Origin of the sequence: Burkholderia sp. Ax-1719 (assembly GCF_011753055.1) — a bacterium.
GTDB lineage: Bacteria > Pseudomonadota > Gammaproteobacteria > Burkholderiales > Burkholderiaceae > Paraburkholderia.
This window is the reverse complement of the sequence record NZ_VWWJ01000044.1, coordinates 13,997-40,690: the sequence shown is the minus strand read 5'-3', so window position 1 is coordinate 40,690 and position 26,694 is coordinate 13,997. Positions and strand designations below refer to the sequence as shown.

Sequence of the window (26,694 nt, the reverse complement as noted above, 5' to 3'; positions counted from 1 at the left end):
AGGGCCGAGCGAGGCCAGCGCCAGCGCCGCCGCCTTGAGCGACGCGCCTGTGGCCATGCCGTCGTCGATCAGCAGCGCTACGCGGCCAGCCACCGGAATCGGCGCGCGTTCGCCGCGATAGCGCGCCTCGCGGCGTCCCAGTTCGATGCGCGCGAGCGCGAGGGCGCTCTGCAACTGCGGCTCGCTCACGCCCGCCTCGCGGATCAGCGTTTCATCGACGTACTGCGCGCCGTTCGAAGACAGCGCGCCCATCGCCAGTTCGGGCTGCCAGGGCACGCCCAGCTTGCATACCGGAAGCACGTCGAGTGGCGCGTCGAGCGCCTGCGCCACCTCGAAGGCCACTGGCACGCCGCCGCGCGGGAGCGCCAGCACGACCACGTCGCGGCGTCCGCCATAGGGCGCAACGAGCTGGGCGGCGAGCAGGCGTCCCGCATCGCGTCGATCGGTGAAGGGGCGTTCCATGACGGTTTTGTCTCGATCCGGAGCGGCGTTTTCGGCGGCCGGATGCAAAACCGGGCGCGAAAATGATGCGCCCAGTGTGCCACGCACCGCCTGGGCGCGGCGCAAAATATGGGATAAAAACGGCAACCGGGAATGACTGTCATTCCGGCCGAAATTCAGGCCGAAATCCAGGTCGAATATCGCTCGCCGGCCATGGCCCGCATGCGCCCACATTGACCGGCGAGTTTGCCGGTTGCATTAGCGCGCAGACCGCAAACATCTCCCGCCGCGCCTTCATTTGCATACGCGGATTTCTCGTTTGGCGCGGCCCACGCGCGTGGTTAGCATGAACCCCGTGCCTTTCACCGACGAGGTCCATGCCATGTCCGACACCGCCTGTTTTTCGCCCCGCGTCGTCGAGCCCGCCGAAGCCGATGCCCCCGAAGGGCTTGGTCTTGCACTGGAATTGCGCCTGGCGCGGCCCATCGACGGCATTGCGGGGCAGGCGTTGCGCATTCACTTACGGCGCGGCGCGCGCATGGATCAGGCGGAAACGCTGCGCGACCTGCTGCACGAATTCGGCGCGGATATCGTGGTTGCCTCGACCGCCTGAGTTTCAGTCGAGCGGCGTCGCGAACAGCGCGTCGAGCAGATTGGACGACGAATCGGCCAGTCGCGTCAGCGACTCGACCATGCGCACCTGGCAATCCACCAGCGCAATCGCGCGAATGCGGCGCGACTCGCCGAATTCCGCGCCCGCGATCACGCCCGCGCCTAAGCCTTGCGCGATGGCGGTCTGCAGCGCCTCGCGGCCATCCACATAAAGCACGGGCTGCACCTGCAGGCCCTTGCGCACCAGTTCGGCTTCGAGCAACTGCTGCGTGACCGAGTGCGCCTCTCGGAAGATCATCGGCTCGCGCACCAGTTCTTCATAAGTCATGCGGCGCTTTTTGGCCGCCGGGCTGTCGGCGGGCACCACCGCCACCAGCGGTTCCTCGCGCAGCACACGTGTCTGCAGGCGGCTATGCACCTGATGCGCCGCCGTGATCGCCGCATCTACCTCGCTCGACAGCACGCGCCGCATACATTCGGTGGCATTGGCGATACCGAGCTTCACCACCACGCCCGGAAAACGGCGCCGGAACGCGCCAACCAGCTTGATCGCCAGATCGGGCGCGTCAGCCACCAGCGCCAGTTCGCCCGATTCCAGCGCACCCGCCGATTCCAGCAGCCGCCGCGCATCGCGCTCGCAGCCCACCATCTGCCGCGTGACCGCATAAAGCCTGCGGCCCAGCTCGGTCAGTTCGACGCCTCGCGGTGCGCGCTCGAACAGCTTGACGCCGAAATCGCTTTCCAGCCGCCGCACGTGATCGGACACCGCCGGCTGGGTGAGGGAAAGCGCCTGGGCGGCGCGCGAAAAGCCGCCGTGTTCGGCGACTGCGTGGAAGGCGCGCAACTGGGCATATTGCATGACAGACCTGACCTATAAGTTCAACTGATATCGACATCGATTATATCGATTTTACCGATGCACGCGCTTCCAGTACCGTAACGCCATCACGCTGAACACCGACTGGAGCAGCCGCATGACCCCCAATGTCGTACCCGCCGCCGCATCTGCCACTGATCCCTATCTGCTGACCCCTGGCCCGCTGACCACGGCCGCTTCGACGAAAGCCGCCATGCTGCGCGACTGGGGATCGTGGGATGCCGATTTCCGCGCCATGACCGCGCGCCTGCGCGCCGCGCTGCTGGAGATCGCCGGCGCGACCGAGCTCGATTACGATTGCGTGCCCTTGCAGGGCAGCGGCAGCTACTGCGTCGAAGCGATGCTCGGCAGCTTCGTGCCGCGCGACGGCCATGCCCTCGTGCTGGCCAATGGCGCGTACGGCAAGCGCATCGCCACCACGCTGCGCTATCTGGGCCGCGATCACACCGTGCACGACACGGGCGACTACCTGCCGCCGCGCGCCGCCGACGTCGAACGCCTGCTGGCCGCGAACGCCGCCATCACGCACGTCGTCGTCGTTCACTGCGAAACCAGCTCGGGCATTCTGAATCCGATCGGCGAAATCGCCGAAGTGGTGGCGCGCCTGGGCCGTCGTCTGCTGATCGATTCGATGAGCGCCTTCGGCGCGGTGCCGCTCGATATGCGCACGCTGCCGTGCGAGGCATTTGTCTCGTCGGCGAACAAATGTATCGAAGGCGTGCCGGGTTTCGGTTTCGTGATCGCGAAGAAGAGCGCGCTGGAAGCCGCGAAGGGCAATAGCCACTCGCTCGCGCTCGACCTGCACGATCAGTGGGACGTGATGAACCGCACCGGCCAGTGGCGCTTCACGCCGCCCACGCACGCCGTCGCGGCGTTCCTGGAGGCGCTGCGCCTCTACGCCGAGCAGGGCGGCCAGCCGGGGCGCCTGGCGCGCTACACGCGCAATCGCGATGTGATGGTGGCGGGCATGCAGGCGCTGGGTTTCGAGCCGCTGCTCACCGATGTCTGGCGCTCGCCGATCATTGTCACGTTCTTTTCGCCTGCGCATGCGAACTTCAGCTTTACGCGCTTCTATGAGCTGATGAAGGAGCAGGGTTTCATCATTTATCCGGGCAAGCTCACGAATGTCGAAAGCTTCCGCATTGGCTGCATCGGCGCGCTCGACGAAGCGGTGATGCGCCGCGTGGTGGACGCCTGCGCCACGGCCCTGCGCACCATGGGCGTGCCCGACGGCGCGCCGGAACATGCCTCGCTCGACGCCCGCGAAGCACTCGCGGCCTGAAGTTTTCACCGATCTACGCGATATACGCGATTCACGCGATTCACGCATAACGCAGCGCAATTCGAAGGAAATACGCAAATGAAACACGTCAAGGCAGTGATCTTCGACTGGGCCGGCACGGTGGTGGACTTCGGTTCGCGCGCGCCGATGGGCGCATTCGTCGAAACCTTCGAGGAATTCGGCGTGCCGATCACGATCGACGAAGCGCGCGGCCCGATGGGCATGGCCAAGCGTCCGCATATCGCCGCGCTGATGGCGCTGCCGCGCGTGGCCAAGGCGTGGGAAGCGCGTCACGGCCACCTGCCGGGCGACGCCGACATCGACGCCGTCTATGACGTCTTCGTGCCGAAGAACGTCGCCGTGGCCGCGCAATACAGCGACGTGATTCCGGGCGTTGCGGCGGTGACGAAGCAACTGCGCGCCGATGGCGTGCGCATCGGCTCCACCACCGGCTACACGCGGGAAATCATCGACCAGATCGTGCCGGGCGCGGCCGCGCAAGGCTTCGAGGCGGACAGCATCGTCTGCACCGGCGACACGCCCGAAGGCCGTCCGTCGCCGTACATGATCTATCGCACGCTGCCGCAGCTGGGCGTGTGGCGCGCACGCGACGCGATCAAGGTGGATGACACCGAAGTCGGCATCGAAGAAGGCCTCAACGGCGGCACGTGGGCCGTAGGCGTGGCGGTGAGCGGCAACGCGTTCGGCATGACCGAGGACGAAGTCCACGCGCTCGCCCCCGACGAATTCGCGCTGCGCCGCGCGGCGGCGGTCGAGCGTCTGCGCGCCGCCGGAGCGCACTATGTGATCGACAGCGTGGCCGATCTGCTGCCGGTGGTCACGGAGATCGAAACGCGTCTGGCGCGCGGCGAACGCCCCTGATTCCGGGTCGATTCGCTGAGGGTTGAAGAACGGGCGGCGCGAGTCGCCCGTTCGGCGTATACGGCGTCTGCGTTACCATGAGCGCCCGCTGTTTTTCCGCTCGCTCATGAAGACTTTCCTGCTGTTCGTCGTCACCGCACTGGCCGAAATCGTCGGCTGCTATCTGCCGTATCGCTGGTTGCGCGAAGGCGCGAGCGCCTGGTGGCTGGTGCCGGCCGCCGCGTCGCTGGCGCTGTTCGCCTGGCTGCTCACGCTGCATCCAAGCGCGGCCGGACGCACCTATGCCGCTTATGGCGGCGTCTACGTGTGCGTGGCGATCCTGTGGCTGTGGGGCGTCGAGGCGATCCGCCCGAGTCCCTGGGACTGGGCCGGCATTGCGTTTACGCTCGCCGGCATGGCGTTGATCGCTTTCCAGCCGCGCTAAAAGCGCATCAAACGACGGTATTCACACCCGGAAACTTCGCGCGGAACGCGTGCGGCATCGGCACGACCTTCTTCGCTTCGTAATCGAAAAACACGAAACCCGATTTCGCCATCGCGATAAGCGCGCCGTCCGTGGGGCGCGTGATGCGGAAGATGATGTCGCCGCCGTACTTGTTGAAATCCATGATGCCGACTTCGAAGCACAGCTGGTCGCGCGCATAGGCTTCGGCGCGGTAGGTGGTCGCCAGGTCCGTCACGATGATGCTGGTGTGCTCGCCCTTCATGTCCTCGATGCCGGCATCGAACAGAAAACGCGCGCGGGCCTCCGAAATCATCGAGATCATCGAATCGTTCGCGAGGTGGTTCGCCGAGTTGATGTCGGTGACGCGTACCGTGAGGTGGGTCGAGTAGTAATACTGGTCTTCGGGGAAGTGGAGCTCGATGCGGGCCATGGGGAATGCGGGGATTGTGGAGCTGTCTCTGGGTGTCGATCTGGTCGTTGCGGCTTGCGTTCTGGTGTTCGGGCGGACCGGCGGCTGATTCCGGTCTCGCACCCGTGTGCGCATTTGCCGCAGGCAGTGCGCGATTGTAGCGGCTCGCGCGTTTCCTGGCGCCCCCGATCGCAGGCTCATTCATCTGACTAATCTTTGGGCTGATTGCCGGGCTCGCGTGTGCGCGGGTCCGCCGTTGACAGTTCATGCACGCAGGGCGCACTCTCGCCAGAGGCGCCAAACTGGGCCAAACCGGCCCGGCCGGCCCGGAGCGCGGGCCTCGGCAGCAGGCTCGAAAAATGCTCATCGACCCTCGACCGCAACGCTCGCGAGTGCGGCAACGTCCATTCCAGCCCACGCGGGAGACCACATGTCAGGTGAAGGGGAGCGCGACGACGGCAGCGCGGCACGGCAGCACGCCATCCGCGCAGTCGTTGACGAGGCGATCGCGGCGGTCGGGCAGAGCGTGCAGCAGCGCGCCCAGGAAGCTCGGGGCGCGCTCGATGCGGGCGCCGCGCGCAGCATGGCCGAGCTCGTCAGCGCCTTCGACTGGTCCGCTACGCCGCTTGGCGCCTACGATAGCTGGCCCCACAGCCTCAAAAGCGTCGTGCGCCTGATGCTCGCGTCGCGCTACGCGATGTGGATGGCCTGGGGGCCGGATCTCACCTTCCTGTGCAACGACGCCTATCGCCCGACGCTCGGCGCGAAGCAGCAGTTCATCGGTTTGCCCTCGCGTGATGTGTGGACGGAAGTGTGGACGGAGGCGGGCTCGCGCATCCAGCACGTGCTCGCAACTGGCGAAGCCACGTGGGACGTAAGCCTGCTGCTTTTTCTGGAGCGCAACGGCTTCAAGGAAGAGACCTATCACACCTTCTCCTACGGCCCGGTGCACGGCGACAGCGGCGCGGTCGAAGGCATGCTGTGCGTGGTGACCGAAGATACGCGCCGCATTCTCTCCGAGCGGCGGCTGGCGAGCGTTGCACGACTATCCGGCGCGGCACGCAGCGCGCAATCGGTCTCGGCCGCCTGCGACGAGATCGTCGCCGCGCTCGAAGGCAACCGTCACGACCTGCCGTTCGTCTCGCTGTATCTGCTCGGCGCAGAGGGCGGCGTTGCGCGCAAGGTTGCCTCCAGTCATCCCGATGCCGCGCATCTCGCCGTCGACGTCCCGTTGCATGGCCTGCAAGCCGATCCGCTCGCAACGGCGTTCGCCGAAGCCGCCCGCACCGGCGCGCCGTTCGACGCGTACCGCCTCGACGGCGTGTTACCCGCACCGTCGGTCTGGCCCGAGCCGACCACGCGCGCGGCAATCGTCCCGCTGATGCGCGCCGGGGCCGCGAGCACGCCCGGCGAGTGCATCGGCTTTCTCGTCGCGGGCGTGAGTCCGCGCCTCGTTTTCGACGACGATTACCGGCGTTTTATCGACCTCGTGGCAGCGCAAGCGAGCAGCATCGTCGAAGGAGCGCGTGCCGCCGAGACCGAACGCCAGCGCGTCGAACAGCTTGCCGCGCTCGACCGCGCCAAGACGACGTTCTTCTCCAACGTGAGCCACGAACTGCGCACGCCGCTCATGCTGATGCTGTCGCCGCTCGACGACCTCGTAGCCGCCGACCGCGATCCCGCGCGCCTGAGCTTGCTGCGCCTCGCGCGGCGCAGCGGCCATCGCCTGCTGCGGCTGGTGAATTCGCTGCTCGATTTCGCGCGCATCGAGGCAGGCCGCATCGACGTCTGCTACGAGCCGACCGATCTTGCGCGCCTGACGCAGGATGTCGCCAGCACGTTCAGATCCGCGATCGAACGCGGCGGCCTGGCGTTTCGCGTGCAGTGCCGCATGGACGAACCGGTCTACGTCGATCGGCAGATGTGGGAAAAGATCGTCCTGAATCTGCTCTCGAATGCGTTCAAGTTCACGCTGAACGGGCGCATCGCGGTGAGTCTCGCGCGGCACGGCGCGCACGCGCAGCTAAGCGTCAAGGACAGTGGCACCGGCATTCCGGAACAGGCGATGCCGCGCCTGTTCGAACGCTTTCATCGGGTAGAGGGCACGCACGGGCGCACGCAGGAAGGCTCGGGCATTGGTCTCGCGCTGGTGCACGAACTGGTGAAACTGCACGGCGGAACCATCGAGGCATGGAGCGCGCCAGGGCAGGGTTCGCGCTTCACGGTGAGTCTGCCGCTTGGCAGCGCGCATCTGGATGCGGCGCATCTGCGGCAAGGCGCGACGCGCAATGGCGGCATGCAGGTGGCCGCGGCCTTCGCCGCCGAGGCCGCGGGCTGGCTGGGCACCGGGCGCGCCGCTCAGGCGCAAAGCCTGGTGCTGCCTGCGGAAAAAGCCGCCACCAGCGAAACCGACGGCCTGCGCATGGAGCCCGCCGCGGGCGCGTTGGCGGCGGGCCTGCGCGATCAGCGTTTCGCTTCGACATTTGGTGCGCGCGTGCTGCTGGTCGACGACAACGCCGACATGCGCGCCTATGTCGGCACGCTGCTGGCGAGCGCCTATCAGGTCGAGCTTGCCGCCGACGGCGTGCAAGCGCTCGACGCCGCGCGCCGCAACCGGCCCGACCTGATCGTTTCCGACGTGATGATGCCGCGCCTCGACGGCTTCGGCCTGCTCGCCGACGTGCGCGGCGATCCGGCCTTGCGCAACGTACCGGTGATTTTGCTGTCGGCGCGCGCGGGCGAAGAGGCGCGCCTTGAAGGTCTCGATGCAGGCGCGGACGACTATCTCGTCAAGCCGTTTTCGGCGCGCGAACTCGCGGCGCGGGTGGGCGCATTGCTCGAACGCACGCAGATCCGCCGCGCCAACGAACAACTGCTTGAACTGGCGCTGTCGAGCATTCAGGATCAGTTCTTCCTGCTCGATCAGGCTGCGCGTTTGACGCTGGTAAATCCGCGTTTTCTCGAACTGGCCGGTATGACGCCGGCTCAGGCGCTGGGCCAGCGTTTCGTCGACGTTTGCCCGGAGAGCGCCGCGAACGGCTTTGCCGCCGCCTTAAGCGAAGCGCTCGCGGCGCGCGAGGCGCGTCAGTTCGAGACGCGCTGCACGGCAACCGGACGCTGGTTCGACACGCGTATCTATCCGGCCGCCGAAGGCGCAGCGGTGCTGATGACCGACGTGACCGAGCGCAAGCACGCCCAGGAAGCGATCCGCCTGCGCACCGCGCAATTCGAAACGCTCATGAACGAAGCGCCGCTCGGCGTTTATCTGGTCGATCGCGATCTGCGCATCCGCGAGGTGAATCCGGCGGCCAGACCGTTTTTTGGCGATGCGGCTCAACTGATCGGCGAGGACGTGGGCGTGGTGATGCACCGCGTCTGGAATCCGGCGTACGCACAGGAAATCGTCGACATTTTCAGGCGCACGCTCGAAACCGGGCAGCCGTATCACACGCCGGAACGTATCGAGGCGCGGCGCGACCGCGATGCGAGCGAATGCTACGAGTGGGAGGTGCATCGCACGCCGTTGCCCGACGATTCGTTTGGCCTCGTCTGCTATTTCCGCGATATCTCGGCGCATGTGCGTGTGCGCCAGCAACTCGAAGAAGCCGATCATCAGAAGGACGCGTTCCTGGCCACGCTCTCGCACGAATTGCGCAATCCGCTTGCGCCGATTCGCAGTGCGGCGGCGATCCTGGCTTCAGCGTCGCTCACGCCCGGGCAGCTTCAGTGGGCGGCGGACGTGATCCGGCGTCAGGTCACGCATATGTCGGGATTGCTTGACGATCTGCTCGACCTTGCGCGCATCACCTGCGGCAAGCTCGATCTGCGGCGCGACGTGGTGAGTCTCGCGGGCGTGATCCAGACCGCCGTGGAGGCGTCGCGGCCCTTGCTGGAGCGCAAGCATCACGCGCTGGTCGTGCATGCGCCGCTGCCCGACGTGCTGATCGACGCCGATGCGCTGCGCCTCGCCCAGGTCGTATCGAACCTGCTCAACAATGCGGGCAAGTACACCGATCCGGGCGGTCATATCGAACTGACGATTGCCGTCGACGGCGACACGATCGAGCTTGCCGTGAAAGACGATGGCATCGGCTTGCCGCCCGATGCGCACGAGCGCCTTTTTGCGATGTTTTCGCAGATCGATGCGCGTTCGCCGCGTGCGGAGGGTGGGCTGGGGATCGGTCTCGCGCTATCGAAGGGGCTGGTGCGGTTGCACGGCGGCACGATTCACGCGCGCTCGGCCGGCGTCAATCTTGGCAGCGAGTTTCGCGTGAGTTTGCCGATCGTGGTGCCCACTCAACGCACGTCAGCTTCGACCGACGGCGACGCGATCGCGCCGCCTGGCGCGCGCCGCGTGCTGGTCGTCGACGATAACCGCGACGCGGCGGAAAGCCTCGCGCTGTTGCTATCGATTTCCGGCCACGACGTGCGCGTGGCGCATGCGGGTGAAGACGCGCTCGCGCTCGCGGCGGTCTTTCGGCCGCAGACCGTCCTGCTCGATCTGGGCATGCCAGGCTTGAGCGGCTACGACGTGGCGCGTGCGCTGCGCGCGATGCCCGAATCGTCCGAGATGGTGGTGGTGGCGCTGACGGGTTGGGGGCAGGACGAGGACCGCAGGAAGACCATCGCGGCGGGCTTTGACTGGCACATCACCAAACCCGCCGATCCCGAGCAGATCATCGTGCTGCTCACGCGCTCGCGCCGCGAATTACTGGGCGAGCGGGGCGACGCGCGGGGTGAAATGGCCGCGCCGCGGCGCGGCATTTAGCGTCATTTGATGCTTCTACGCCTCAATGCGAGCGACGACCGGCGCGTTCGGGCGGCGCCTCGGAGGGCGGATCGCCTAGCGGCGGAGGTGGGGGCACTTCGCCATCGGGCAGGGGCGGCGGCTGTTTCGGCTTGGGATTGCCGGGATCTTCTTCCGTGGGCAGATGCGCGCGAATCACGACGCGCGCGCCAACATTCCTGAGTGAGGCCAGCGGCATAAGCGGCTCCTGATGGCGAATGGGCATTCGTCCCTCAGCCGCAAGACGCGTGCCGCAGCGGCGCTGCGTTGCGTGGAACACCGGTCGCATCCTGACGATATCGCGATGGGCATGTGACTTGCGACAAGCACTCAAGCCATGCACATCATCGATATCGAGGGGGATACCATCATGAGCACTCGCGCCCGATCAAACCATTCACTCGTTCGCACGCTGTCGGCACTGACCATCGCGGTCGCGGGGCTTGCATGCTCGCCATTCGTCCTGGCGCAGGGTGCGCCGCAGTCGATCTCCGTTCAGCGCATGGCGACGGTGCAGTCGGGCACGGGTTTCCGCGCTTCGAAGCTGGTGGGCTCGGACGTCTACGACACCCACGGCAGCAAAATCGGCGAAATCGACGACATCGTGCTCGAATCGCCGAACGACGGCGCTTTTGCGATTCTTTCCGTGGGCGGATTTCTCGGGATGGGCAAGCACCTCGTCGCCGTGCGCTTCAATGATCTGCAGGTGAGCGCCAAACAGATCGTGCTGGACGCGGATAAGACCGCGCTGAAGGCGATGCCCGAATTCAACTACGCGAAGGATTGAGGCGGGGGATCAATTGTCGGTGCGTTCGGCGACCAGTTGGGCGATCTGGCGCTCGCCGATAATGCCGCTCCACGCATTCACCCAGCGCATGGCGACCTGCTGCTCGTCGGGCGCGTTCGCGCCCATCAAACGACCCATCGCCTTGTTGAGCCGGTACATGGAGTAAGTCTTGCGTCGTGCGTCGGCCTGTAGCGATTGATTCATGATGCGTCTCTCAGTATTGAAATGATCAGACGAATCTAACTTATCACGCACATTTGCATAGCTCGACTCCGCAAATGGCCGCAGGACATCAGGGGCTATTTCTTGACAGGAGCGCGACAATGCTACCCGAGCTCAGTCTACGTCGTCATGCGTCCAGGCGTATAGCGAGTCGGCAGCGGTATTGCACAGCGCTCGCCCACTTCAGGATTTCCTGAACGCCGAATCGGCGAATCCGGCACGCAAATTAAGCGTTTCGCCCATTTAGCGCCGCTGCACTTGCGCCGATAGTTCAATCATCGGACTCAAGAGGGGCAGAGGCGTTGAACACTTCCGTAATTTCGATTCCACGGCGATTGACGCCGACCCTGCATCGGGGCGGAGCCTGAGATGGCCGATCGTCAACCCAGTCTCCAGGCGATCGCCGCGCAGACCGCCGAAGTAACCACGCGCATTTCGCGTCTCGCAGGCAAAGCCGTGGTCATGCAGAAATTTATCGAGCTGGCCGTGCCCACATTGAGCGCGACGCAGGCAGCCGATATCCATCGGCAACTGCGCAAGACCCTCGATGACGTGATGGCGCTGATGGACGATGCGCTCCTGCCGCCCGACTATCACACGGCTTTTCTCGACAAGACCAACGAGGTGATGCGCGAACTGGCGCGCCGATTCGAGCCGGACGTCTGATGGGGATTGCCGCCAACGGGCTTATTTCCCCACCTCGCCGGCAGACTCGTCGCAACTGAGGCTGGCCGTCGCTTCGCCGAAAACCAGCCGGACCTGCGATCCCGTTCCCGCGCCGCTCTCGATATGGAACTGCGCGCCGATCATCCGCGCGCGTTCCTTCATGCCCTGCACGCCATAGGAGCCGCCGCGCGTGGCGAGCGCCGCGTCGAAGCCCACGCCGTTATCGCGAACTTCCAGTTCGAACCGGTCGAGTGTGCGCAGGATCACGTCCACGCGCGAGGCGCGCGCATGCCGGCTCACGTTCGTCAGCGCCTCCTGGACGATGCGGAACACGGCGGTGGCGCGATCGTCGCTCAAGACCGGCTCGGCGCCTTCGAGCCGGAACGTGCAGCGGATGCCGTTGTGTTTCGCGAAGTCCTGCACCAGCCACTCCAGCGCGGAAATCAGCCCGAAGTTCAGCGCCGCCGGGCGCAGATGGCTCGCGACGTTGCGCACGATGTCGATGGTCCGTTCCACCAGATCGCCGATGTCGTGGCACTTGGGCGACCAGTCGCCGCCCTGGCTCAGGCGCATCTTGAGCAGCGACACATTGATCTTGATCGCGGTGAGCAACTGGCCCAGTTCGTCGTGGATCGTCATGGCGATCTGTCGGCGCTCTTCCTCGCGGATCGACTCCTGATGCGCCGAGAGCTGGCGCAACTGCTCGCGCGAATCGCGCAACGCGCGCTCCGTTCGCATGCGTTCGCGCACTTCCTGTTCGAGCTGGTCGCGATGGCGCGTGAGGTCCTCCATGGCCTGTTTGCGCGAGGAGATATCGGTGAGCTGGCCTTCCAGCGCCGGCAGACTCGACGACTCGCAATACGTGCCGCGCGCATTCAGCAGACACCAGACCGTCGTGCCGTCGGCGCGCGTGAGCGGAATTTCCATCCCCGCGATTTCGCCGTTCAGGCCCACCAGCGCGAACAACTGCTCGACCTGCTTGGGGGAGAAGGGCGCGGCGGCGGACGTGACCGTCGCGCGCCCATGCGCGGCGAGCGCAGCGATCAGCGCGGCCACATTGGGAAAGCCGAACAGGCGCGCCATCGCCGGATTCGCTTCGTGCAGCACGCCGTCGCGGTCGAGCACGAAGATCCCTTCGAGTGCGTTTTCGACGATGCTGCGATATTTGCGCTCGCTTTCCTTGAGCGAAGCGGTGGAGTCGTGCAAGCGCCCGGCCATCAGGTTCACGCGCGCGGCCAGCCGCCCGAGTTCGGCGCTCGATTCGATCACGCAGCGGCTCTCCAGATCGCCGCCGGCAATGCGGTCGACCATTTCTTCGAGCCGGCGGATCGGCTCGCGCACGAGATGGCGGATCAACAGGAACGTGACGATATAGACGACCAGCAAGGCCAGCGCCAGCGCGCCCAGCACCACGGCGCGCGCGGCCGAAAAACCGCTTTCGGCGACCGCGCGGGTGAGCACCACGCGCACCTCGCCGATGCGCTCGCGCGGCGCGTTGCCGGGCGGCGTGAACTCGATCGGCTGTACGCGCACGACTTCTTCACCGGGGCCCGGCGCGTTTGCGTTGCGGACATCGGCGAGCACGCCGTAATGGGTGGCCGTGACCGTGAGGCGCACCACCTCGGGATTGGGCTTGAGCGTGTTCAACTGACGGTCGATGGCGTCGCGATCGATATTCCAGAGCGGCTGGGCGAGCGACTGGCCCAGCAGATCGGCGATGCGATTGGCGCGCTCGTCGAGTTCCACGATGCGCCGCTCGCGCGCATGCTGGAGCACGATGAGCGCGCTGCTGCTGGCGACCAGCGTGCCGAGCACCACGAGGGACAACATCAGCTGTGCATGCAGGGTGCGCGGAAACGCGCGACGCAACCACGATCGCCACATCATGCGTTCCTGGCGGTGGCGATGGGCGCCGTTTTCATTTGCGTTCCGGGTGCCGCGGTCATCGCAGGATTCAATGCCGTGTTCAGAATCGGCTGGAGATTGAAGTCATAAGCGCCCGCGCTGCCATGCTGAAGGCGGGCGATACGCGAAAACGCGCTGAAATCCGGCGTTTCGCGCCGCTCGAACACGATCTCGTTGTAGCGCGCGGCGTCCCGGTCATGCAAAACCTTCAGGTAATCAAGGCGCTGGCGAGCGCCGCCGGCGAGCGCGAAATCCGCACCGTGGTGGTAGTCGTGAATCAGCACCATCGCGCACGCGCCAATGAACTGATCGCCCGCGACGATCGCCGCCATATCGCCACGCATCACCGATTCCACCGCTTCGGGCAGCGCGCCGAAACCGCCTACGATTGCGCTCGAATGCTGCTCGCGCACCGCGCTCAAGGCGCCGAGCGTCATCGAATCGTTGGCAGCCCAAAGTATATTGGCCTGCGGATAGCGCGCGAGCAGGACCCGCGCCTTGTCGCGTCCATCGGCGTAACTCCAGTCGCCGTAGACGAGCTGGCAGGTGCGATCCTGCGGCCGCCGCGCGAGGGCCGCCTGGGCGCCTGCCGCGCGTTCGTGCGAGACCGGCGTGGCCGGGTCGCCGGTGATGCCGATCACGCGCGCGGGCGCTTCGCCGTTGAGCTGGCGCAGATACTCCATGAGACGGAAACTGCCGCGTTGCGCATCGGCGGTAATCGTGCCGATCCAGTTGGGAATTGCGCCGCGTTCGTGACCCGTGATGGCGCGCTGCTCATCGGTCAGATCATTGTGGATCAGCAGCACTTTGGCGGGCGAGCGCGCGAGCGTCTGCAGCATCGAAGGCGCGGTCATCTTTTCGTTGACGATGACGACGTAGTCGGGCGCGACGCGGCGCGCGACGATCGATTCGGCCTGGCGCAGCATCAACAGATGATCGCGTTCCGCGTAGAGGACTTCGAGCTGCATGCCGAAGCGTTGCGCCGTGGCCGCCATGAAGCGCGAGACAAATTGCCAGTGCGGGCCGCTGGTTCCCTGCACGCTTTCGCCGGGGTTCAGAAATACGATATGGGCCGGCGCCCGGCCAGCCGGCATGGCCCACGACGAGCGCAAGGGCGAGGACGCCGCGACCAGACCCGCGCCCGCAGCGAGGCAGCGCGCCATCATCTGTCTTCTGTTCATGGCCATTTCGGGCGAACCGGTTCGTTCATTTGCGTTGCCCGCAAGCGTGGCGACGGCAGCAGGAGCGGCGTTGCGCTCAGCAAGTGAGGCAGGCCAGGCCGTCGGATAGTCACGCAGCATACCGTGCCGTAATTCCGCACACAATGCGCATAGATCTGAACGCCGCAACGGCGGCGGTTTATCCGTTGCAGTAAGAATCAGGAAGAAATAGCGCGCGAAGAAGGGTGGGGAATCCGCGAATCGAGAACTGATATGAGTGCCTTAACATCGGCAGCCTGTCATTCAGGATTTCCTGACACGGAATTCAGGAAGCTTCTACCCCGATTGCAGCAGGGGACGACTGTACTGTCACGCGCTCAAGCGCCATATTTCGCAACATGAACGGCGGCCAGCAGCAAAGTTGAGTAAAGAGGCAACACGCGATGACTTTATCGATGCAGGATCGCAAGGCGCAGATCGAGGAGGCGGATACGCTCTGCCTGCGCCTCTTTGATACGTGGTGCGAAACACGCAGTCTGACGCCGCTGGCGTATCTGATGCACGGCTGGCCGTTGCGCAATACCGGCATGGAGCGGCTGCGGCGGTTGCAGGAAACGCTGAAAGACTTGCGGGCCTATCACGAGGATCAACTGGATTCCGAAGCGCTGTCGATGCTCGACGCGCTGTTTGTCTGCCTCGATGCCGTGATCGACCGCTCGCAACCGCCGGTCGCGCTGCGGTTGGCGGGTTGAAAAGCCTGGCAAAGCCAGAGACCGGATGTCGATCCGGATGGGCCAGGGCCGGCCACATCCGGACATGCTGTACCGACGGCTTGCCAGTCAGGGCGATGTGGCAACGGCGGCGTAATGTGGCGAACGAGAGCGCAAACAAGAAAGCAATCACAATGGCGGGCACTCACGCGCATGACTCATACACTTCCGCGCACGATTGTGCTCGGCGGCGGCAATGCCGCTGACTTTTCTGCGATTACGCAAGCGCTTACACAACCCGGCGTGCGTCTGCTGATTGCCCGCGACGCTGCGCAGGTACTGGCGCTCGCACGCGCGTCGCTGCCCGATCTGATCCTGCTGGACGCTAGCGCAACGGACGAAGCGCTCGACCTGTGCCGTCGGCTTAAAAACGACGATCTCACGCACGATATCCCGGTCATCCTCATCCTTGCGACGCACGCGCACGAAACCTTGCGCGCAGCCTACGCGGCAGGCGCCGCGGATCATCTCCTGCGTCCCGTGTGCGCCGAAGAATTGACGGCGCGCGTGCGCACCCAACTCGCACTGGGCGCGCTGCGGCGCGAGCATCTGGCCCGGCATGGCACCGCTTCGATCGACGAATCCAGCCCCGTGGCGCTTTGCGTGACCGCGATGCCGGGCGGCGAACTGCTCTACGCCAACGCGCCGCTGCGCCAGTTGCTGCGGATCGACGACCGCGCGCCCGCGCACGTGAACATCGTCGAGTTTTATGTCGACAGGACCGTGCGTGAGCAGCTGATCCGGCACCTTGTATCGGAAGGCACGCTGCTCGACGCCGAAGTCGAAATGCGCCGCAGCGACGGCACGCAGTTCTGGGCGCTGGCCAACGCGCGCATCGCCACGTACGACGATGTGCCGGCGGCGTACGTGGGTCTTTACGATATTTCCACGCGCAAGCGCATCGAGCAGGACCTCGTGCGCGCGCGCGACCAGCAACGCGAATTGCTCGGTTATTTCGATTGCGCGGGCGAGGACGAACGCAAGCGCAGCGCGTTCCAGATTCAGGACGAAGTAGGGCAATTGCTGACCGCGCTGAAGATGGATGTCTCGCTGCTGCGCATGCGGCTGAGCGACGATCGGGACGCCATCAGCAAGACTGAGGACATGCGCGCGCTGGTCGAAAGCTCGATTCGCATGGTCCGCAGCGTCGCGAGTCATCTGCGGCCCGCTGCGCTAAACTTCGGCATCGTTTCCGCGCTCGAATGGCTCGCGGAAGATTTCAGCCGCCGTCACGCGATTGCGTGCGCGCTGCAGGTCGAGGGCGATGAACCCGACCTGTCCGACATGCGCGCCACGGTGCTGTACCGGATCGTCGAAGCCGCACTGGACAACGTGGCGCGTCACGCGCACGCGCAGCGCGTGCGCATGCAGCTTGCGACGCGTCATGATGCGCTCGCCTTGTCCGTGCACGACGACGGGCGCGGTTTCGATCCCTCCGCCGCGACGGCCGAAACCGTAAAACACACCTACGGTTTGCTCGGCATGACCGAGCGTGCGAAGCTGATCGACGGCACGCTGCAGATCGACAGCCGGCCGGGCGAGGGCACCACCATATCGATCCACATTCCGCTCGAGGGCGCGACCCACACATGATCAGGATTCTCATCGCGGATGACCACGCCATCGTGCGTGGCGGGCTCAAGCAGATCATCGCGACCACGCACGATATGACCGTCAAGGCCGAGGCCGCGCAAGGCTCGGAAGTCGTCGACAAACTACGTAGCTGCGAAATCGATCTGTTGCTGCTGGACATGACGATGCCGGGCATCAGCGGCGTCGATCTGATCCGCCGCGTGCGCGCCGACCGGCCCACGCTGCCCGTGCTGGTGCTGAGCATTCACAACGAAGCCCAGGTGGCGTCGCGCGCGTTGCGCGCCGGCGCGACGGGCTATGTCACCAAGGACAGCGATCCGGATGTGTTGCTGGCCGCCATCCGCAAGCTGGCTGAAGGAGGGCGGTTTATCGACCCGAAGCTGGTGGATGCGCTGGTATTCGACAAGCATGCGGGCGACGAGCCGCCGCACGAAGTGCTGTCCGACCGTGAGTTCCAGGTGCTGCAGATGCTGGCTACGGGCCGCAGCATCAACGATATCGCCGACGCCTGCGCGTTGAGCGCCAAGACCATCAGCACGCACAAGATGCGGCTGATGCAGAAGCTCGGCCTGACCAATAATGCCGAAGTCATCCGTTATGCCATTCGCCATGGGCTGATTGCGGAGTAGACTGATCTGCACGGTGCGCATGCGGTGGAAGCGCTGAAGGAAATCCTGACGCCTTTACCAGACTTTCCTGCGGGAACTATCCGCTGCCGCCGATAGAGAGGAACCTGCCGCTTGCCTACGATGCTTTCAACGGCACGCACGGCAGGAGATCAGGGATGATGGTGCAGCAGTCGCTTCGAACGGCAGTCGGCAAATGGCTGGACCCGAAAGAAGGTCACACGGTGCGCGTCCTGACCGTGAGGCGTTGCCCGTTGGGCAGGATCGTGAGCGTATGCGTCGAAATTGACGCGCTACACGGCAACGGTCCGCGCGCTTTGTTCTTCTTTCGTCATGCCGACCGCGTATGGCGGGTGTTTCCACCGGAACGTGCAAGACCCGCCATGCGTGTCGACCGCCTGGAGACGTGAGCGGCGCGCAGGTCCCATCGTCGCAGGGATTCGAACAACACTTACAAGGAGCGACCCATGCGAATCGAGCAAGTGGAGGCAGCGCAGGATGGTCAAGAGGTCTTGTCGGTGTACGAAACCGAACTACGCGCCTGGATGAGTCAGTGGTTCGACCAGGCGATCTCGCGCGGCTTCGTGCGGCCGCCGTTCATTCTGGACGAAGCGAAGGCCCAGCGGCTCGAAGGCCTGTTTATCGCCGGGTTGACGCCTGGCGAGGGTGCGCAGGCGTTTTTCTGCATAGCGCATTGAACTGCGCTTTTTTTGCGCCGATCGTTGAACGCCGATCTGGCGAGGCTATGGAAAATGGACGGCAAGCTTTGCGCGCTTGCCGTCCATTTATCGCTGCATAAAAAAGTCGCAATAACAGCCGCGACGTAAAGAGCTCCAGCATCGGGCTGAGCTGGAACCTGAGAGCGGGTTTCGAGCTTCCTGTTTCGGGTTTCGGGCTTCGATATGTGTGAACTAATCGTAGCTTGAGCGCGACGATGCGCTGGATAGGTTCAGGCTGATTTTCGGTTAAGGATTTTCTGAGGGACGGCACGACGTTATTAATTTGATGTCACAAAAAAACTTCGATAATTTATGTTATGTAAAATCATAAATTGGACGGAGTAAAGCAGCCCTTCGGCCAGCCGCCCCACGCATCAACGGCCTCCAAAACCCCGTTTTCGCCTCGACCAGCCTTATTCCACGCGCTGGACCGCGGTGCGCAACAGAGCGCGCCGTCCACCGGCCTCCAGCGCCGCCTCGCATTGCGAGCAGCGCCCGAAAATCACCAGACTCGCACTCGTATAGCTGAACTCGCGCGCCGCCGCGATGGCCGCGTGCTGCGTTTCGAGTTCGCTGTCGTCGATGTCGCGGATCGCGCCGCAGTCGTTGCAGACCAGATGCGAATGGCGCGTGCCGCGATTGAGTTCATAAACGACCCGCTGCTCGCCGATCCACGCATTCGTGATCAGCCCGGCCTCCAGCAGCTGCGCCAGCGCGCGATATACGCTCGCCAGGCTGCATTGCTCGGTGTCCGGCGGCACGCGCCGGAACACCTGATCGGCGGTCATATGTTCGGTCGGGAATTCGTGAAAAAGCTGCAGCACGGCGACGCGGCTCGACGTCGGACGCATGCGGGCTCGTTTCAGATCGGCGTAAATCGCTCTCATTACTTCGGATACAGTTTCGGACTTAGACGACAGTCTCGTCGGCGCTTGCTTAAGGCTTGCTTAAGTCCCCGCGTCACGCTGCGATTTGGCCGCTCCGAACCTTTACGCCAGATTTCCTTGCGATTAGCATACGCATAAATGTAAATGATTCGCATTTGCGAAAATCCGTCGAATCATCTTCCATCGATCTCCGAACGTCGTCCAGCCCAATGCCTGCCAGCACAACGATTCTCACTCCGATACACGTTTTTTCCCGCTTCCTGGCCACTGCGTCCTTGCGGCGTCTGACGCTGTCCGCCGCGTTTCTCGCGCTGTCCATGTCGACGCTTGCGCCAGCCAGCGCGCTGGCGGCAAGCAGCGATGCAACGCCCTCCACCGTCGATCAGCCTCACGTTAAAGCCGCCAGGCCGCTCGTCTGGTATGTCACGCGTCTCGCCCACGCCGACCGCGCCGAAGACGACAAGGTGCGCGCCCATCTGGAGTCACTCGGCTACGCAGTCACGATGGTCGATCAGTCCGCGCCAGTCGCCGATGCGCGCGGCGCGCAACTGGTTGTCATTTCGTCGGTGGTCAGCGCGCGCGACATGGTCGGCACGGCGTATCGCGATATCGGCCTGCCCTTGCTGACCTGGGAGGCGGATCTGTTCGATTCGCTGCGTTTCACGGGCCAGCGCAAGGGTGTGGATTTCGGCGAGCTGGACAAGGAGCACTACGTCAATGTCGTGAATGCGCCAAGCCCGCTCGCGGGCGGCGTGGCCGCGGGCAAGCGCTGGGTCTATCCGCGCGATGGCGAAATGGGCTGGGGCCGCCCGGCGCCGGGTGCGACCGTCGTTGCGACGATTCCCGGTGAGCCGGAGCACGCCGTGCTGTTCGGCTATGAGAAAGGCGCGACGATGGATTACGACTTCATCGCGCCGGCGCGTCGTGTCGCCGTGTTCCTCGGCAACCGCAGCTTTGAGCATCTGAGCGCCGATGGCCAGGCGATGTTCGACGCCGCCGTGCAGTGGGCTCTGGCGGGCGCACCAGCGGACGCCCGCCAACCCTGAACGCCCGCTGTTGCGGCTTATCGCGGTGCGGTCACGACCACGTACTGCACCTGCGCGCCGACATACTGCGGCTGATACCACGTCCCGCCGCACTGCTCATACGTCACGCCGCCGACGATGACTGTCGCGCACGCAGGCGGCAGCGTCGCGACCATCGATCCGACCACGGCAGCCGTCACACCGACGGTCACGGCCGCAGCCACCGGATCGACGTACCAGCCGCCGCCCCAGTAGCCAGGCGGAGGCGGCGGCGGTCCTGGCGGATGCGGGCCCGGGCCGGGACCGGGTGGTGGTCCCGGAGGCTGCGGTTGCGGGCCAGGCCCCGGCGGATGCGGTTGAGGATTCGGATTCGGATTCGGCGGATTGGGTCCCGGAGGATGCGGCTGCGGCGCTGGCTGCGGGACAGGGTGCTGCTCGCCGCCGCCATTGAAACCCGGCCGCGTCACCCCCTGGCCGCCGCTGAAATTCCCACCCATCGGATGGATGCTCGTACGCGCCATGCCGCGAAACGCGTAAGCCTCAGCCGAGGCCAGCGTCACCGACACCGCGAGCGCCGCAGCGATCATCCTCTGCGCAGATATACCGTCCATCATTCGGCCTCCTCATAAGGCGAACGATCCGCGGGTTTCAATTCGATTTGCCGGGCGCCGGCGCGTGCACGGAACACAAACGTCGAAGGCGCAAACACCGGGTTGAGTTTCCAGTGATACGTGACTTCGTGGCGCGGCCGCGAGGTCTGGCTCGTATCCGTGATGATCATCTTGCACGGCAGCGGGCGGCGTCCCGTCTCGATCCACAGTTCCCAGTCCGCGCCGCTTTGACGATATGCGTAGTGCGTGCAGCTGCGCGTATCCACCTTCTCCACGCCGATGATCTGCGCCGCGCTGATCGCCTGATCGTCCGGTTTGCCGTTGCCCCAATAGAACAGATCGGCAAGTGGCGTTTCGATGTGCCAGTTATCGGCGAGATCGTGGACCAGGCCGTCGAGCGTCGGCGGCGCGTCGTGCCGCGCGTAGAAGCCCTTCTGCTGGTTGTAGATCGTGAAGCGGCGGCCGTCGTACACGATGCCGCGCACATTGCCGTTGCCGGTGATATCGGCGCGCAGACGGTTGGGCCGCTTCACCTTGAGCACGGTATGGCGCAGCAGCGCCGCATTCTGGCCGTTATCGAGCACGACGTCGGTGGCGGTATCGGCGTCGACTTCGAATGCGCGTAGCGTGCGCAGATATTCGCCCATCGCGTCGAGCGCATCGGTTGCGTGCGCATCGATTGCGCTCGACGCGCCGCCGTTGCCATTCGCGGCATCCGTGCCGAGGTCGTTGAGCGGCGACGGCACGTTCGATTGCGCCGGCACATGTTCGTGGGACGTTTCCTGATGCGCGCAGCCCGCGAGTACCAGCGCGCCAAACAGCGCCGTGGATAGCGAGAGAACGAGCTTCGCGCCGACGATTCCCGGCAACGTGCGCGCGGTGATTCCAGGGAAGACTTTTTTGTTCACGACGTCTCCTGACTGAAAGTTCGCCTGGTCCGACCGTCGATCCTCGGTTGATGCCACTGCCCTGCACTTTGCCCACGAGCGGTGGTGACGGCCGGCGTTGCGCGCGACGCTTCAGAAAGATAACGCGGTGATCACGCGCACTTCGTAACTGCGAGCTTAGCAGCGTCCTTGCCGCTGCGCCGCATGAATGCGTTCATGTGGGCCGCCCGGTTTTCCTTGCGGCGCGCGCAGCAACGATCTTCGCCGCGACGCTCGGTGAAAGCCCTGGTCGGTTGCCGGATCTGCTCGCGTTACTATCAGCGTGAGAATTATAGAACGATGTTCTATCAGATAGAACGTCAAGAAAAACCAGAGACAGCGGATGCCCCTGCGCGCCGCCACACCCCAGCCCGTGCTCAGGAGGAGCCACCATGTCCAGTCTGCCGTTCGGCGCGGCCAACGCGTCGCCCCGTGACGATGCCGCGCTCGGCGCCGCCGCGCAGATCAACGCGCGCATCGACCGTCTGCCCGCCACCCGCGCGGTCTGGACGCTCGTGCTGCTGCTGTCGTTCGGCGGCTGGTTCGAGTTCTACGACCTCTTTTTCACGGCCTACGTCGGACCGGGCCTCGTCAAAAGCGGGCTTTACTCGACGACCACGGCATCGTTTTTCGGCTTCTCGGGCCTCGGCGCGTTCGTGGCGGCGTCGTTTGCGGGGCTCTTTATCGGCACCTTCTGCTTTACGGGCCTGGCCGACCGCTATGGGCGGCGCACGATGTTCACGGCTTCGCTGCTGTGGTATTCGGCGGCCACTTTCGTCATGGCGATGCAGGGTTCCGCACCGGCAATCAATCTGTGGCGCCTCATTGCCGGAATCGGCGTGGGGATCGAACTCGTCACCATCGACACCTATGTAAGCGAACTCGTGCCCCGGCACATGCGCGGGCGCGCCTTCGCCTTCGTGCATCTGGTGCAGTACACGGCGGTGCCGTCGGTGGCGCTGCTGGCGTGGTGGTTCGTGCCGCGAACGCCGCTCGGTTTCGACGGCTGGCGCTGGGTGGTGATGTTCGGCGCTTGTGGCGCGCTGATTGCCTGGGCGATTCGTCGCCGCGTGCCCGAAAGTCCGCGCTGGCTCGCGCAGCGCGGCCGCCACGAGGAAGCCGCACGCATTCTCGACAAGCTCGAAGCCAGGGTGGCGGCGCAGTATGGTCGCGCGTTGCCCGCACCATCGCCCGAAGCGGCAAGCGCCACCACGCAGCAGCCAACCAAGGCCCGTTTTGCCGAAATCTGGCAGCCGCCGTATCGACGCCGCACCATTACCCTGCTCGTCTTTAATCTGCTCCAGGCGATCGGCTTCTACGGTTTCGCGTCGTGGGTGCCGACGCTGCTGGTCTCCAAGGGCGTCACGGTTACGCACGGCCTGCTTTATTCCTTCGTGATCGCGGCGTCGAATCCGTTCGGCCCGCTGATCGGCATGGCGATCGCCGACCGCATCGAGCGCAAGACACTCATCGTGCTCGCTGCGCTCGGTATCGCTGTGTTCGGCACGCTGTTCGCTTTCCAGTCGTCGCCTGCCATGCTGATGGTGCTGGGCGTGCTCATCACGCTCGGCGGCACGCTGCTGTCGGTCGGCTATCACGCCTATCAGGTGGAACTGTTCCCCACCCGCATGCGCGCCACAGCAGTGGGCTTCGTCTATTCAATGTCGCGGCTGTCGGCAATGTTCTCGGGCTTCATGATCGCGTTCGCGCTGCGCCACTCGGGTGTCCCGGGCGTCTTCGCGCTTATCACGGGCGCGATGGTAATGGTGATGGCCGCGATCGGCCTGTTCGGGCCGCGCACCAACAACCGCTCGCTCGAATCCATTTCACAGTGATCTAAACAGGGGCAGCGATGGCGATGGCGGCAGGACGTCGCCCTCGAACGCGCCATTTGATTTCGGTCCAGGACAGCGCTCGCGCGCAGACATCGACGCGCCGCGCTTCCTTGCCGCCCAGTACGATGACGGTTTCATGAATGCGGCTGCAGACGCCGCTTCTTTTCACCGCTCATCAGATGGGAATGACCGCCATGTCCGATACGAAAACGAAGAAGGCATCGAAGCAAGCATTGCCGCAGCCGGAAGAAAAGCTCAGCGACAAGGCCTATGAAAAGACGCTGCGCCACCTGCACGAGGAACTCGTGAAAATGCAGGAATGGGTCGTGAAGAGCGGCGCGAAGGTCTGCATACTTTTCGAGGGCCGCGACGGCGCCGGCAAAGGCGGCACCATCAAGGCGATCACGGAGCGCGTGAATCCGCGCGTGTTTCGCGTGGTCACCACGCCCGCGCCCACCGAGCGCGAAAAGAGCCAGATGTACTTCCAGCGCTACCTGCCGCATTTGCCCGCGGCGGGCGAGGTCGTGATCTTCGACCGCAGCTGGTACAACCGCGCGGGCGTCGAACGTGTCATGGGCTTTTGCTCGCCGGAGCAGGTGCAGGAGTTTCTGGCGACCGTGCCGCTGATCGAACGGGCCATCGTGCACTCGGGGATCATCCTGCTGAAATACTGGCTGGACGTCAGCCCCGAAGAACAGACGCGCCGCCTCGAAGCGCGCATCACCGACGAACGCAAGATCTGGAAGCTCTCGCCGATGGATCTGGAGTCCTACCATCGCTGGTACGACTACTCGCGCGCCCGCGACGAGATGTTCGAGAAAACCGATACGAATTTCGCGCCGTGGTTCTTCCTGCACTCCGACGACAAGCAGCGCGCCCGCCTGAACATCATCGCCCACCTGCTGAGCCGCGTGCCCTACGAAGAGGTGCCGCGCGAGACGGTCAAGCTGCCGCGCCGCCAGAAGGCCGACGGCTATCAGGACCCCGATTACGCCTACAACCGCGTGCCGCAGGTCTATTGAGTCCTAGCGCGGTCGCGCCGGGTTGGCCTGCGCGACTGAAGCGCGCATCGTCACGCTCACGTCGAAGCGGCGCTCGATTTCCCAGTCGGCGCCGTAGCACTGGTTGATCAGCCAGCGCACGGCATTGCGCGTGAGTTCGGCCGTGGGGATATGCACCGAGGTCAGCGCGGGCGCCATATAGGCCGCCGAATAATCATCGTCGTACCCAATCACCGAGACATCGCGCGGCACCGAAATCCCCGCATGCTGCAGTCGCGCGAGCGCGGACATCGCCATCGTGTCGTTGGCGCAGAACAAGCCCGTAAAGCGCCGTTTTGAGTCGAGCAGTTTGCCCGCCGCCGCATAACCGCCCTCGGGCGAGAAGTCCGACATCACCAGCGGCACCTGCTCGCGCGCGATGCCCTGGCGCTCCAGTTCGGCGAAAAAGCCGTCGAGACGCGCCTGATTGTCCGAAGAACTGGCCGTGCCGCCAATTGCCGCGATCTCGCGATGGCCATGCTCAATGAGCGTGCGCGCCGCGAGTTCGCCGCCGTGAAAGTGATCGGCGCAAAAGGACGCTTCGGGCATCTGGTCGAAGGCGCGATTCAGGAACGCCATGCGCGGGTGCAGCGCGTGCAGCATGCCCAGATCGTCGTCGTGCAGGTCATGGCTGATGACCACCACGCCGTCGCAGTCGCGGCCAATCAGAAAGCGCACCGCCTCGATGGCCTGCTCGCGCGGCGAGGCCTCGCCGCAGCCCGTCGCCACCACGACGTGACGGCGCACCGCACGCAGCTCGGTGTCGGTTTCCTTGAGGATCGTGCCGTAGTACGAGCCGAAAAACGTCGGCACAAAGATACCGATGATGCCGAGCGACTGCGTCGCCATCGCGCGACCGATCGACGAAGGCCGGAAGTTCAGTTGCTCGATGGCGGCCTGCACGCGCGCGGCCGCCTCGGCCGACACCGGCCCCTTGCCCGAAATCGCCCGCGAGGCAGTGGACAGGCCCACGCCGGCGAGAGTTGCCACGTCTTTCAGGGTTGCCACGTCTGGTTCTTCCCTTGGTCTCGGTCTTGATTTTTGATGGTTCGGGGTGACTTCAGAGCCTGCTTTATAGCCGCTGGCCGCTCGCTTCGTCGAACAGCGACACATGCTGCACATCGATCTCGAACGACACCGGCGCGCCGCTGGCAAGCGGCGCCTTGTCCTGATCGATCGACGCGATCTGGACGCCATGATAATCGAGCCAGAGCACGCGATGATTGCCCATCGGTTCGACCAGCGTGACCGACCCTGACAGCTGAGTTTGCCCCTGGCCTTGCGCCCCGCCCCGGCCGCCCGCGCGCACATCCTCGGGTCGCACGCCCAGCACGCAGGGCCGCGCCAGATCCGGTGCGCCCTTGAACGCATAGTTCGTCACGTCGACCGAAAGCTCCGGCCCGCGGAACCACAGTTTGCCCTCGTCGGCGGCTAACGTGCCGCGCAGCAGGTTCATCGGCGGCGTGCCCAGGAAGGTCGCCACGAACAGGTTCTCGGGCCGCGCGTAGACTTCGGCGGGCGTGCCGAACTGCTGGATCACGCCGCCCTTCATCACGGCCATGCGCGTGGCGAGCGTCATTGCCTCCACCTGGTCGTGCGTCACGTAGATCATCGTCGCGCCCAGTTGCTGATGCAGTTGCTTCAGCTCGCGGCGCAGTTCGGTGCGCAGCTTGGCGTCGAGGTTAGATAGCGGTTCGTCGAACAGGAACACGTCGGCTTCGCGCACCAGCGCCCGCCCGATCGCCACGCGCTGGCGCTGGCCGCCCGAGAGTTGCGCGGGCTTGCGTGCGAGCAATGGCCCGAGTTGCAGCATATCGGCCGCGCGCTTCACGCGGCGCTCGATCTCCGGCTTGGGCGTGCCGTTGATGCGCAGCGCGAACGACATATTGCGCTCCACGTTCATGGTCGGATACAGCGCGTAGGACTGGAACACCAGCGCCACGCCGCGATCCTTCGGGTCGGCCCAGGTCATGTCCGCGCCGCCGATTTCGATGCTGCCATCCGTCACGTCGATCAGGCCCGCGATGCTGTGCAGCAAGGTGGATTTGCCGCAGCCCGAGGGGCCGAGCAGCACCACGAATTCGCCGGCGCGCACGTCGAGGTCGAGGTCCTCGATCACGGTGTTCGCGCCAAGCTCGATGCGCAGATTGCGCACCGACACGTTTGCCAGGTTCGTCATCGTTCGTCT

The 26,694-nt window shown here is 64.9% G+C and carries 27 protein-coding genes; 15 read left to right on the top strand and 12 right to left on the bottom strand.

Translation table 11 applies throughout. The annotated features are described in order from the left end of the window. Window positions 1–462 (bottom strand): phosphoribosyltransferase family protein (locus tag F3J17_RS34535; protein WP_167070093.1); only part of this gene is annotated, 462 nt, incomplete at its 3' end. Window positions 463–823: 361 nt separating this feature from the next. Between F3J17_RS34535 and F3J17_RS34530 the strand changes: the two genes are divergently transcribed. Further along, window positions 824–1,054, top strand: a complete 231-nt coding sequence (locus F3J17_RS34530) for a hypothetical protein (protein ID WP_167070091.1) — start codon at window positions 824–826, stop codon at window positions 1,052–1,054. Window positions 1,055–1,057: 3 nt separating this feature from the next. Here F3J17_RS34530 and F3J17_RS34525 read toward each other — a convergent pair whose 3' ends face one another. Continuing rightward, window positions 1,058–1,912 (bottom strand): LysR substrate-binding domain-containing protein, encoded by an 855-nt coding sequence (locus F3J17_RS34525; protein WP_167070089.1) that lies wholly within the window; start codon window positions 1,910–1,912, stop codon window positions 1,058–1,060. Between the two features lie 115 nt (window positions 1,913–2,027). Here F3J17_RS34525 and F3J17_RS34520 point away from each other — a divergent pair, with 115 nt between their 5' ends. From F3J17_RS34520 to F3J17_RS34510, 3 genes are all read left to right on the top strand, one after another. Continuing rightward, window positions 2,028–3,212 (top strand): 2-aminoethylphosphonate--pyruvate transaminase, encoded by a 1,185-nt coding sequence (locus F3J17_RS34520; protein ID WP_167070087.1) that lies wholly within the window; start codon window positions 2,028–2,030, stop codon window positions 3,210–3,212. 78 nt (window positions 3,213–3,290) lie between these two features. Further along, a complete protein-coding gene (gene phnX / locus F3J17_RS34515) occupies window positions 3,291–4,094 on the top strand; it encodes a phosphonoacetaldehyde hydrolase (protein WP_167070085.1) in 804 nt (267 codons plus the stop codon). A gap of 106 nt (window positions 4,095–4,200) precedes the next feature. Continuing rightward, the gene (locus tag F3J17_RS34510) at window positions 4,201–4,518 is read left to right on the top strand and encodes a YnfA family protein (RefSeq protein ID WP_027814707.1); all 318 of its coding nucleotides are present in this window, start codon (window positions 4,201–4,203) and stop codon (window positions 4,516–4,518) included. Between the two features lie 7 nt (window positions 4,519–4,525). Here F3J17_RS34510 and F3J17_RS34505 read toward each other — a convergent pair whose 3' ends face one another. Then, window positions 4,526–4,969, bottom strand: a complete 444-nt coding sequence (locus F3J17_RS34505) for a thioesterase family protein (RefSeq protein WP_167070083.1) — start codon at window positions 4,967–4,969, stop codon at window positions 4,526–4,528. Between the two features lie 409 nt (window positions 4,970–5,378). On the opposite strand from F3J17_RS34505, the gene F3J17_RS34500 reads away from it, so the two are divergent. Next, window positions 5,379–9,716: an ATP-binding protein gene (locus F3J17_RS34500; protein WP_167070081.1), complete on the top strand. Its 4,338-nt coding sequence runs from the start codon at window positions 5,379–5,381 to the stop codon at window positions 9,714–9,716. A gap of 22 nt (window positions 9,717–9,738) precedes the next feature. Here the strand turns inward: F3J17_RS34500 and F3J17_RS34495 are convergent, their stop codons facing one another. Beyond that, the gene (locus F3J17_RS34495) at window positions 9,739–9,933 is read right to left on the bottom strand and encodes a hypothetical protein (RefSeq protein WP_167070079.1); all 195 of its coding nucleotides are present in this window, start codon (window positions 9,931–9,933) and stop codon (window positions 9,739–9,741) included. A gap of 171 nt (window positions 9,934–10,104) precedes the next feature. Here F3J17_RS34495 and F3J17_RS34490 point away from each other — a divergent pair, with 171 nt between their 5' ends. After that, the gene (locus F3J17_RS34490) at window positions 10,105–10,521 is read left to right on the top strand and encodes a PRC-barrel domain-containing protein (protein ID WP_167070077.1); all 417 of its coding nucleotides are present in this window, start codon (window positions 10,105–10,107) and stop codon (window positions 10,519–10,521) included. 9 nt (window positions 10,522–10,530) lie between these two features. On the opposite strand, the gene F3J17_RS34485 is transcribed toward F3J17_RS34490, so the two are convergent. Continuing rightward, window positions 10,531–10,725, bottom strand: a complete 195-nt coding sequence (locus F3J17_RS34485) for a hypothetical protein (protein WP_167070075.1) — start codon at window positions 10,723–10,725, stop codon at window positions 10,531–10,533. Window positions 10,726–11,112: 387 nt separating this feature from the next. Between F3J17_RS34485 and F3J17_RS34480 the strand changes: the two genes are divergently transcribed. Then, window positions 11,113–11,409, top strand: a complete 297-nt coding sequence (locus tag F3J17_RS34480; RefSeq protein WP_167070073.1) for a hypothetical protein — start codon at window positions 11,113–11,115, stop codon at window positions 11,407–11,409. A gap of 21 nt (window positions 11,410–11,430) precedes the next feature. Here F3J17_RS34480 and F3J17_RS34475 read toward each other — a convergent pair whose 3' ends face one another. Both F3J17_RS34475 and F3J17_RS34470 read right to left on the bottom strand, forming a co-directional pair. After that, window positions 11,431–13,239, bottom strand: coding sequence for a PAS domain S-box protein (locus F3J17_RS34475; protein WP_240161257.1), 1,809 nt, complete (start codon window positions 13,237–13,239; stop codon window positions 11,431–11,433). 53 nt (window positions 13,240–13,292) lie between these two features. After that, window positions 13,293–14,495, bottom strand: coding sequence for an ABC transporter substrate-binding protein (locus F3J17_RS34470; protein ID WP_167070070.1), 1,203 nt, complete (start codon window positions 14,493–14,495; stop codon window positions 13,293–13,295). Between the two features lie 422 nt (window positions 14,496–14,917). Here F3J17_RS34470 and F3J17_RS34465 point away from each other — a divergent pair, with 422 nt between their 5' ends. From F3J17_RS34465 to F3J17_RS34445, 5 genes are all read left to right on the top strand, one after another. Next, window positions 14,918–15,226 (top strand): hypothetical protein, encoded by a 309-nt coding sequence (locus F3J17_RS34465; RefSeq protein ID WP_167070068.1) that lies wholly within the window; start codon window positions 14,918–14,920, stop codon window positions 15,224–15,226. Window positions 15,227–15,397: 171 nt separating this feature from the next. Further along, window positions 15,398–16,837, top strand: a complete 1,440-nt coding sequence (locus tag F3J17_RS34460; protein ID WP_167070066.1) for an ATP-binding protein — start codon at window positions 15,398–15,400, stop codon at window positions 16,835–16,837. After that, on the top strand, window positions 16,834–17,466 hold the full coding sequence (locus F3J17_RS34455; protein ID WP_167070064.1) for a response regulator transcription factor: 633 nt from the start codon (window positions 16,834–16,836) through the stop codon (window positions 17,464–17,466). The genes F3J17_RS34460 and F3J17_RS34455 overlap by 4 nt, the downstream gene beginning before the upstream one ends. A 155-nt stretch (window positions 17,467–17,621) precedes the next feature. Next, window positions 17,622–17,873 carry a hypothetical protein gene (locus F3J17_RS34450; protein ID WP_167070062.1) on the top strand — a complete coding sequence of 84 codons (252 nt, stop codon included), beginning with the start codon at window positions 17,622–17,624 and terminating at the stop codon, window positions 17,871–17,873. A 57-nt stretch (window positions 17,874–17,930) separates the two neighbouring features. Beyond that, window positions 17,931–18,161, top strand: coding sequence for a hypothetical protein (locus F3J17_RS34445; RefSeq protein ID WP_167070060.1), 231 nt, complete (start codon window positions 17,931–17,933; stop codon window positions 18,159–18,161). Between the two features lie 434 nt (window positions 18,162–18,595). Here the strand turns inward: F3J17_RS34445 and F3J17_RS34440 are convergent, their stop codons facing one another. Further along, on the bottom strand, window positions 18,596–19,033 hold the full coding sequence (locus tag F3J17_RS34440) for a Fur family transcriptional regulator (RefSeq protein WP_240161256.1): 438 nt from the start codon (window positions 19,031–19,033) through the stop codon (window positions 18,596–18,598). A gap of 353 nt (window positions 19,034–19,386) precedes the next feature. Here F3J17_RS34440 and F3J17_RS34435 point away from each other — a divergent pair, with 353 nt between their 5' ends. Further along, window positions 19,387–20,115: a hypothetical protein gene (locus tag F3J17_RS34435; RefSeq protein ID WP_205195090.1), complete on the top strand. Its 729-nt coding sequence runs from the start codon at window positions 19,387–19,389 to the stop codon at window positions 20,113–20,115. 17 nt (window positions 20,116–20,132) lie between these two features. Here F3J17_RS34435 and F3J17_RS34430 read toward each other — a convergent pair whose 3' ends face one another. Together F3J17_RS34430 and F3J17_RS34425 are read right to left on the bottom strand one after the other, a co-directional pair. Further along, window positions 20,133–20,708 (bottom strand): DUF6515 family protein, encoded by a 576-nt coding sequence (locus tag F3J17_RS34430; RefSeq protein ID WP_205195089.1) that lies wholly within the window; start codon window positions 20,706–20,708, stop codon window positions 20,133–20,135. Then, window positions 20,705–21,613 (bottom strand): DUF2092 domain-containing protein, encoded by a 909-nt coding sequence (locus F3J17_RS34425; RefSeq protein WP_167070053.1) that lies wholly within the window; start codon window positions 21,611–21,613, stop codon window positions 20,705–20,707. Before F3J17_RS34425 ends, F3J17_RS34430 begins: the two co-directional genes overlap by 4 nt. Window positions 21,614–22,023: 410 nt before the next feature. Here F3J17_RS34425 and F3J17_RS34420 point away from each other — a divergent pair, with 410 nt between their 5' ends. Further along, entirely contained in the window at window positions 22,024–23,466 is a 1,443-nt protein-coding gene (locus F3J17_RS34420; RefSeq protein WP_167070051.1) for an MFS transporter, read from the top strand. A gap of 194 nt (window positions 23,467–23,660) precedes the next feature. Further along, a complete protein-coding gene (gene ppk2, locus F3J17_RS34415) occupies window positions 23,661–24,488 on the top strand; it encodes a polyphosphate kinase 2 (RefSeq protein ID WP_167070049.1) in 828 nt (275 codons plus the stop codon). 3 nt (window positions 24,489–24,491) lie between these two features. On the opposite strand, the gene F3J17_RS34410 is transcribed toward ppk2, so the two are convergent. Then, a complete protein-coding gene (locus tag F3J17_RS34410) occupies window positions 24,492–25,514 on the bottom strand; it encodes a substrate-binding domain-containing protein (RefSeq protein ID WP_345891286.1) in 1,023 nt (340 codons plus the stop codon). Between the two features lie 64 nt (window positions 25,515–25,578). Continuing rightward, window positions 25,579–26,685, bottom strand: coding sequence for an ABC transporter ATP-binding protein (locus F3J17_RS34405; RefSeq protein WP_167070045.1), 1,107 nt, complete (start codon window positions 26,683–26,685; stop codon window positions 25,579–25,581). Between the last annotated feature and the right edge of the window lie 9 nt (window positions 26,686–26,694).

What these genes read in the sequence shown, in the direction of transcription:
- F3J17_RS34530 (WP_167070091.1), top strand. Translation starts at nt 824, where the DNA reads ATGTCCGACACCGCCTGTTTTTCGCCCCGCGTCGTCGAGCCCGCCGAA.
- F3J17_RS34455 (WP_167070064.1), top strand. Translation starts at nt 16,834, where the DNA reads ATGATCAGGATTCTCATCGCGGATGACCACGCCATCGTGCGTGGCGGG.
- F3J17_RS34490 (WP_167070077.1), top strand. Translation starts at nt 10,105, where the DNA reads ATGAGCACTCGCGCCCGATCAAACCATTCACTCGTTCGCACGCTGTCG.
- F3J17_RS34445 (WP_167070060.1), top strand. Translation starts at nt 17,931, where the DNA reads ATGCGAATCGAGCAAGTGGAGGCAGCGCAGGATGGTCAAGAGGTCTTG.
- F3J17_RS34420 (WP_167070051.1), top strand. Translation starts at nt 22,024, where the DNA reads ATGTCCAGTCTGCCGTTCGGCGCGGCCAACGCGTCGCCCCGTGACGAT.
- F3J17_RS34475 (WP_240161257.1), bottom strand. Translation starts at nt 13,239, where the DNA reads ATGTTGTCCCTCGTGGTGCTCGGCACGCTGGTCGCCAGCAGCAGCGCG.
- F3J17_RS34480 (WP_167070073.1), top strand. Translation starts at nt 11,113, where the DNA reads ATGGCCGATCGTCAACCCAGTCTCCAGGCGATCGCCGCGCAGACCGCC.
- F3J17_RS34500 (WP_167070081.1), top strand. Translation starts at nt 5,379, where the DNA reads ATGTCAGGTGAAGGGGAGCGCGACGACGGCAGCGCGGCACGGCAGCAC.
- F3J17_RS34405 (WP_167070045.1), bottom strand. Translation starts at nt 26,685, where the DNA reads ATGACGAACCTGGCAAACGTGTCGGTGCGCAATCTGCGCATCGAGCTT.
- F3J17_RS34485 (WP_167070075.1), bottom strand. Translation starts at nt 10,725, where the DNA reads ATGAATCAATCGCTACAGGCCGACGCACGACGCAAGACTTACTCCATG.
- F3J17_RS34465 (WP_167070068.1), top strand. Translation starts at nt 14,918, where the DNA reads ATGACTTTATCGATGCAGGATCGCAAGGCGCAGATCGAGGAGGCGGAT.
- F3J17_RS34435 (WP_205195090.1), top strand. Translation starts at nt 19,387, where the DNA reads ATGTCGACGCTTGCGCCAGCCAGCGCGCTGGCGGCAAGCAGCGATGCA.
- F3J17_RS34495 (WP_167070079.1), bottom strand. Translation starts at nt 9,933, where the DNA reads ATGCCGCTGGCCTCACTCAGGAATGTTGGCGCGCGCGTCGTGATTCGC.
- F3J17_RS34450 (WP_167070062.1), top strand. Translation starts at nt 17,622, where the DNA reads ATGATGGTGCAGCAGTCGCTTCGAACGGCAGTCGGCAAATGGCTGGAC.
- F3J17_RS34505 (WP_167070083.1), bottom strand. Translation starts at nt 4,969, where the DNA reads ATGGCCCGCATCGAGCTCCACTTCCCCGAAGACCAGTATTACTACTCG.
- phnX (WP_167070085.1), top strand. Translation starts at nt 3,291, where the DNA reads ATGAAACACGTCAAGGCAGTGATCTTCGACTGGGCCGGCACGGTGGTG.
- F3J17_RS34430 (WP_205195089.1), bottom strand. Translation starts at nt 20,708, where the DNA reads ATGATGGACGGTATATCTGCGCAGAGGATGATCGCTGCGGCGCTCGCG.
- F3J17_RS34470 (WP_167070070.1), bottom strand. Translation starts at nt 14,495, where the DNA reads ATGAACAGAAGACAGATGATGGCGCGCTGCCTCGCTGCGGGCGCGGGT.
- F3J17_RS34440 (WP_240161256.1), bottom strand. Translation starts at nt 19,033, where the DNA reads ATGCGTCCGACGTCGAGCCGCGTCGCCGTGCTGCAGCTTTTTCACGAA.
- F3J17_RS34520 (WP_167070087.1), top strand. Translation starts at nt 2,028, where the DNA reads ATGACCCCCAATGTCGTACCCGCCGCCGCATCTGCCACTGATCCCTAT.
- F3J17_RS34525 (WP_167070089.1), bottom strand. Translation starts at nt 1,912, where the DNA reads ATGCAATATGCCCAGTTGCGCGCCTTCCACGCAGTCGCCGAACACGGC.
- F3J17_RS34460 (WP_167070066.1), top strand. Translation starts at nt 15,398, where the DNA reads ATGACTCATACACTTCCGCGCACGATTGTGCTCGGCGGCGGCAATGCC.
- ppk2 (WP_167070049.1), top strand. Translation starts at nt 23,661, where the DNA reads ATGTCCGATACGAAAACGAAGAAGGCATCGAAGCAAGCATTGCCGCAG.
- F3J17_RS34510 (WP_027814707.1), top strand. Translation starts at nt 4,201, where the DNA reads ATGAAGACTTTCCTGCTGTTCGTCGTCACCGCACTGGCCGAAATCGTC.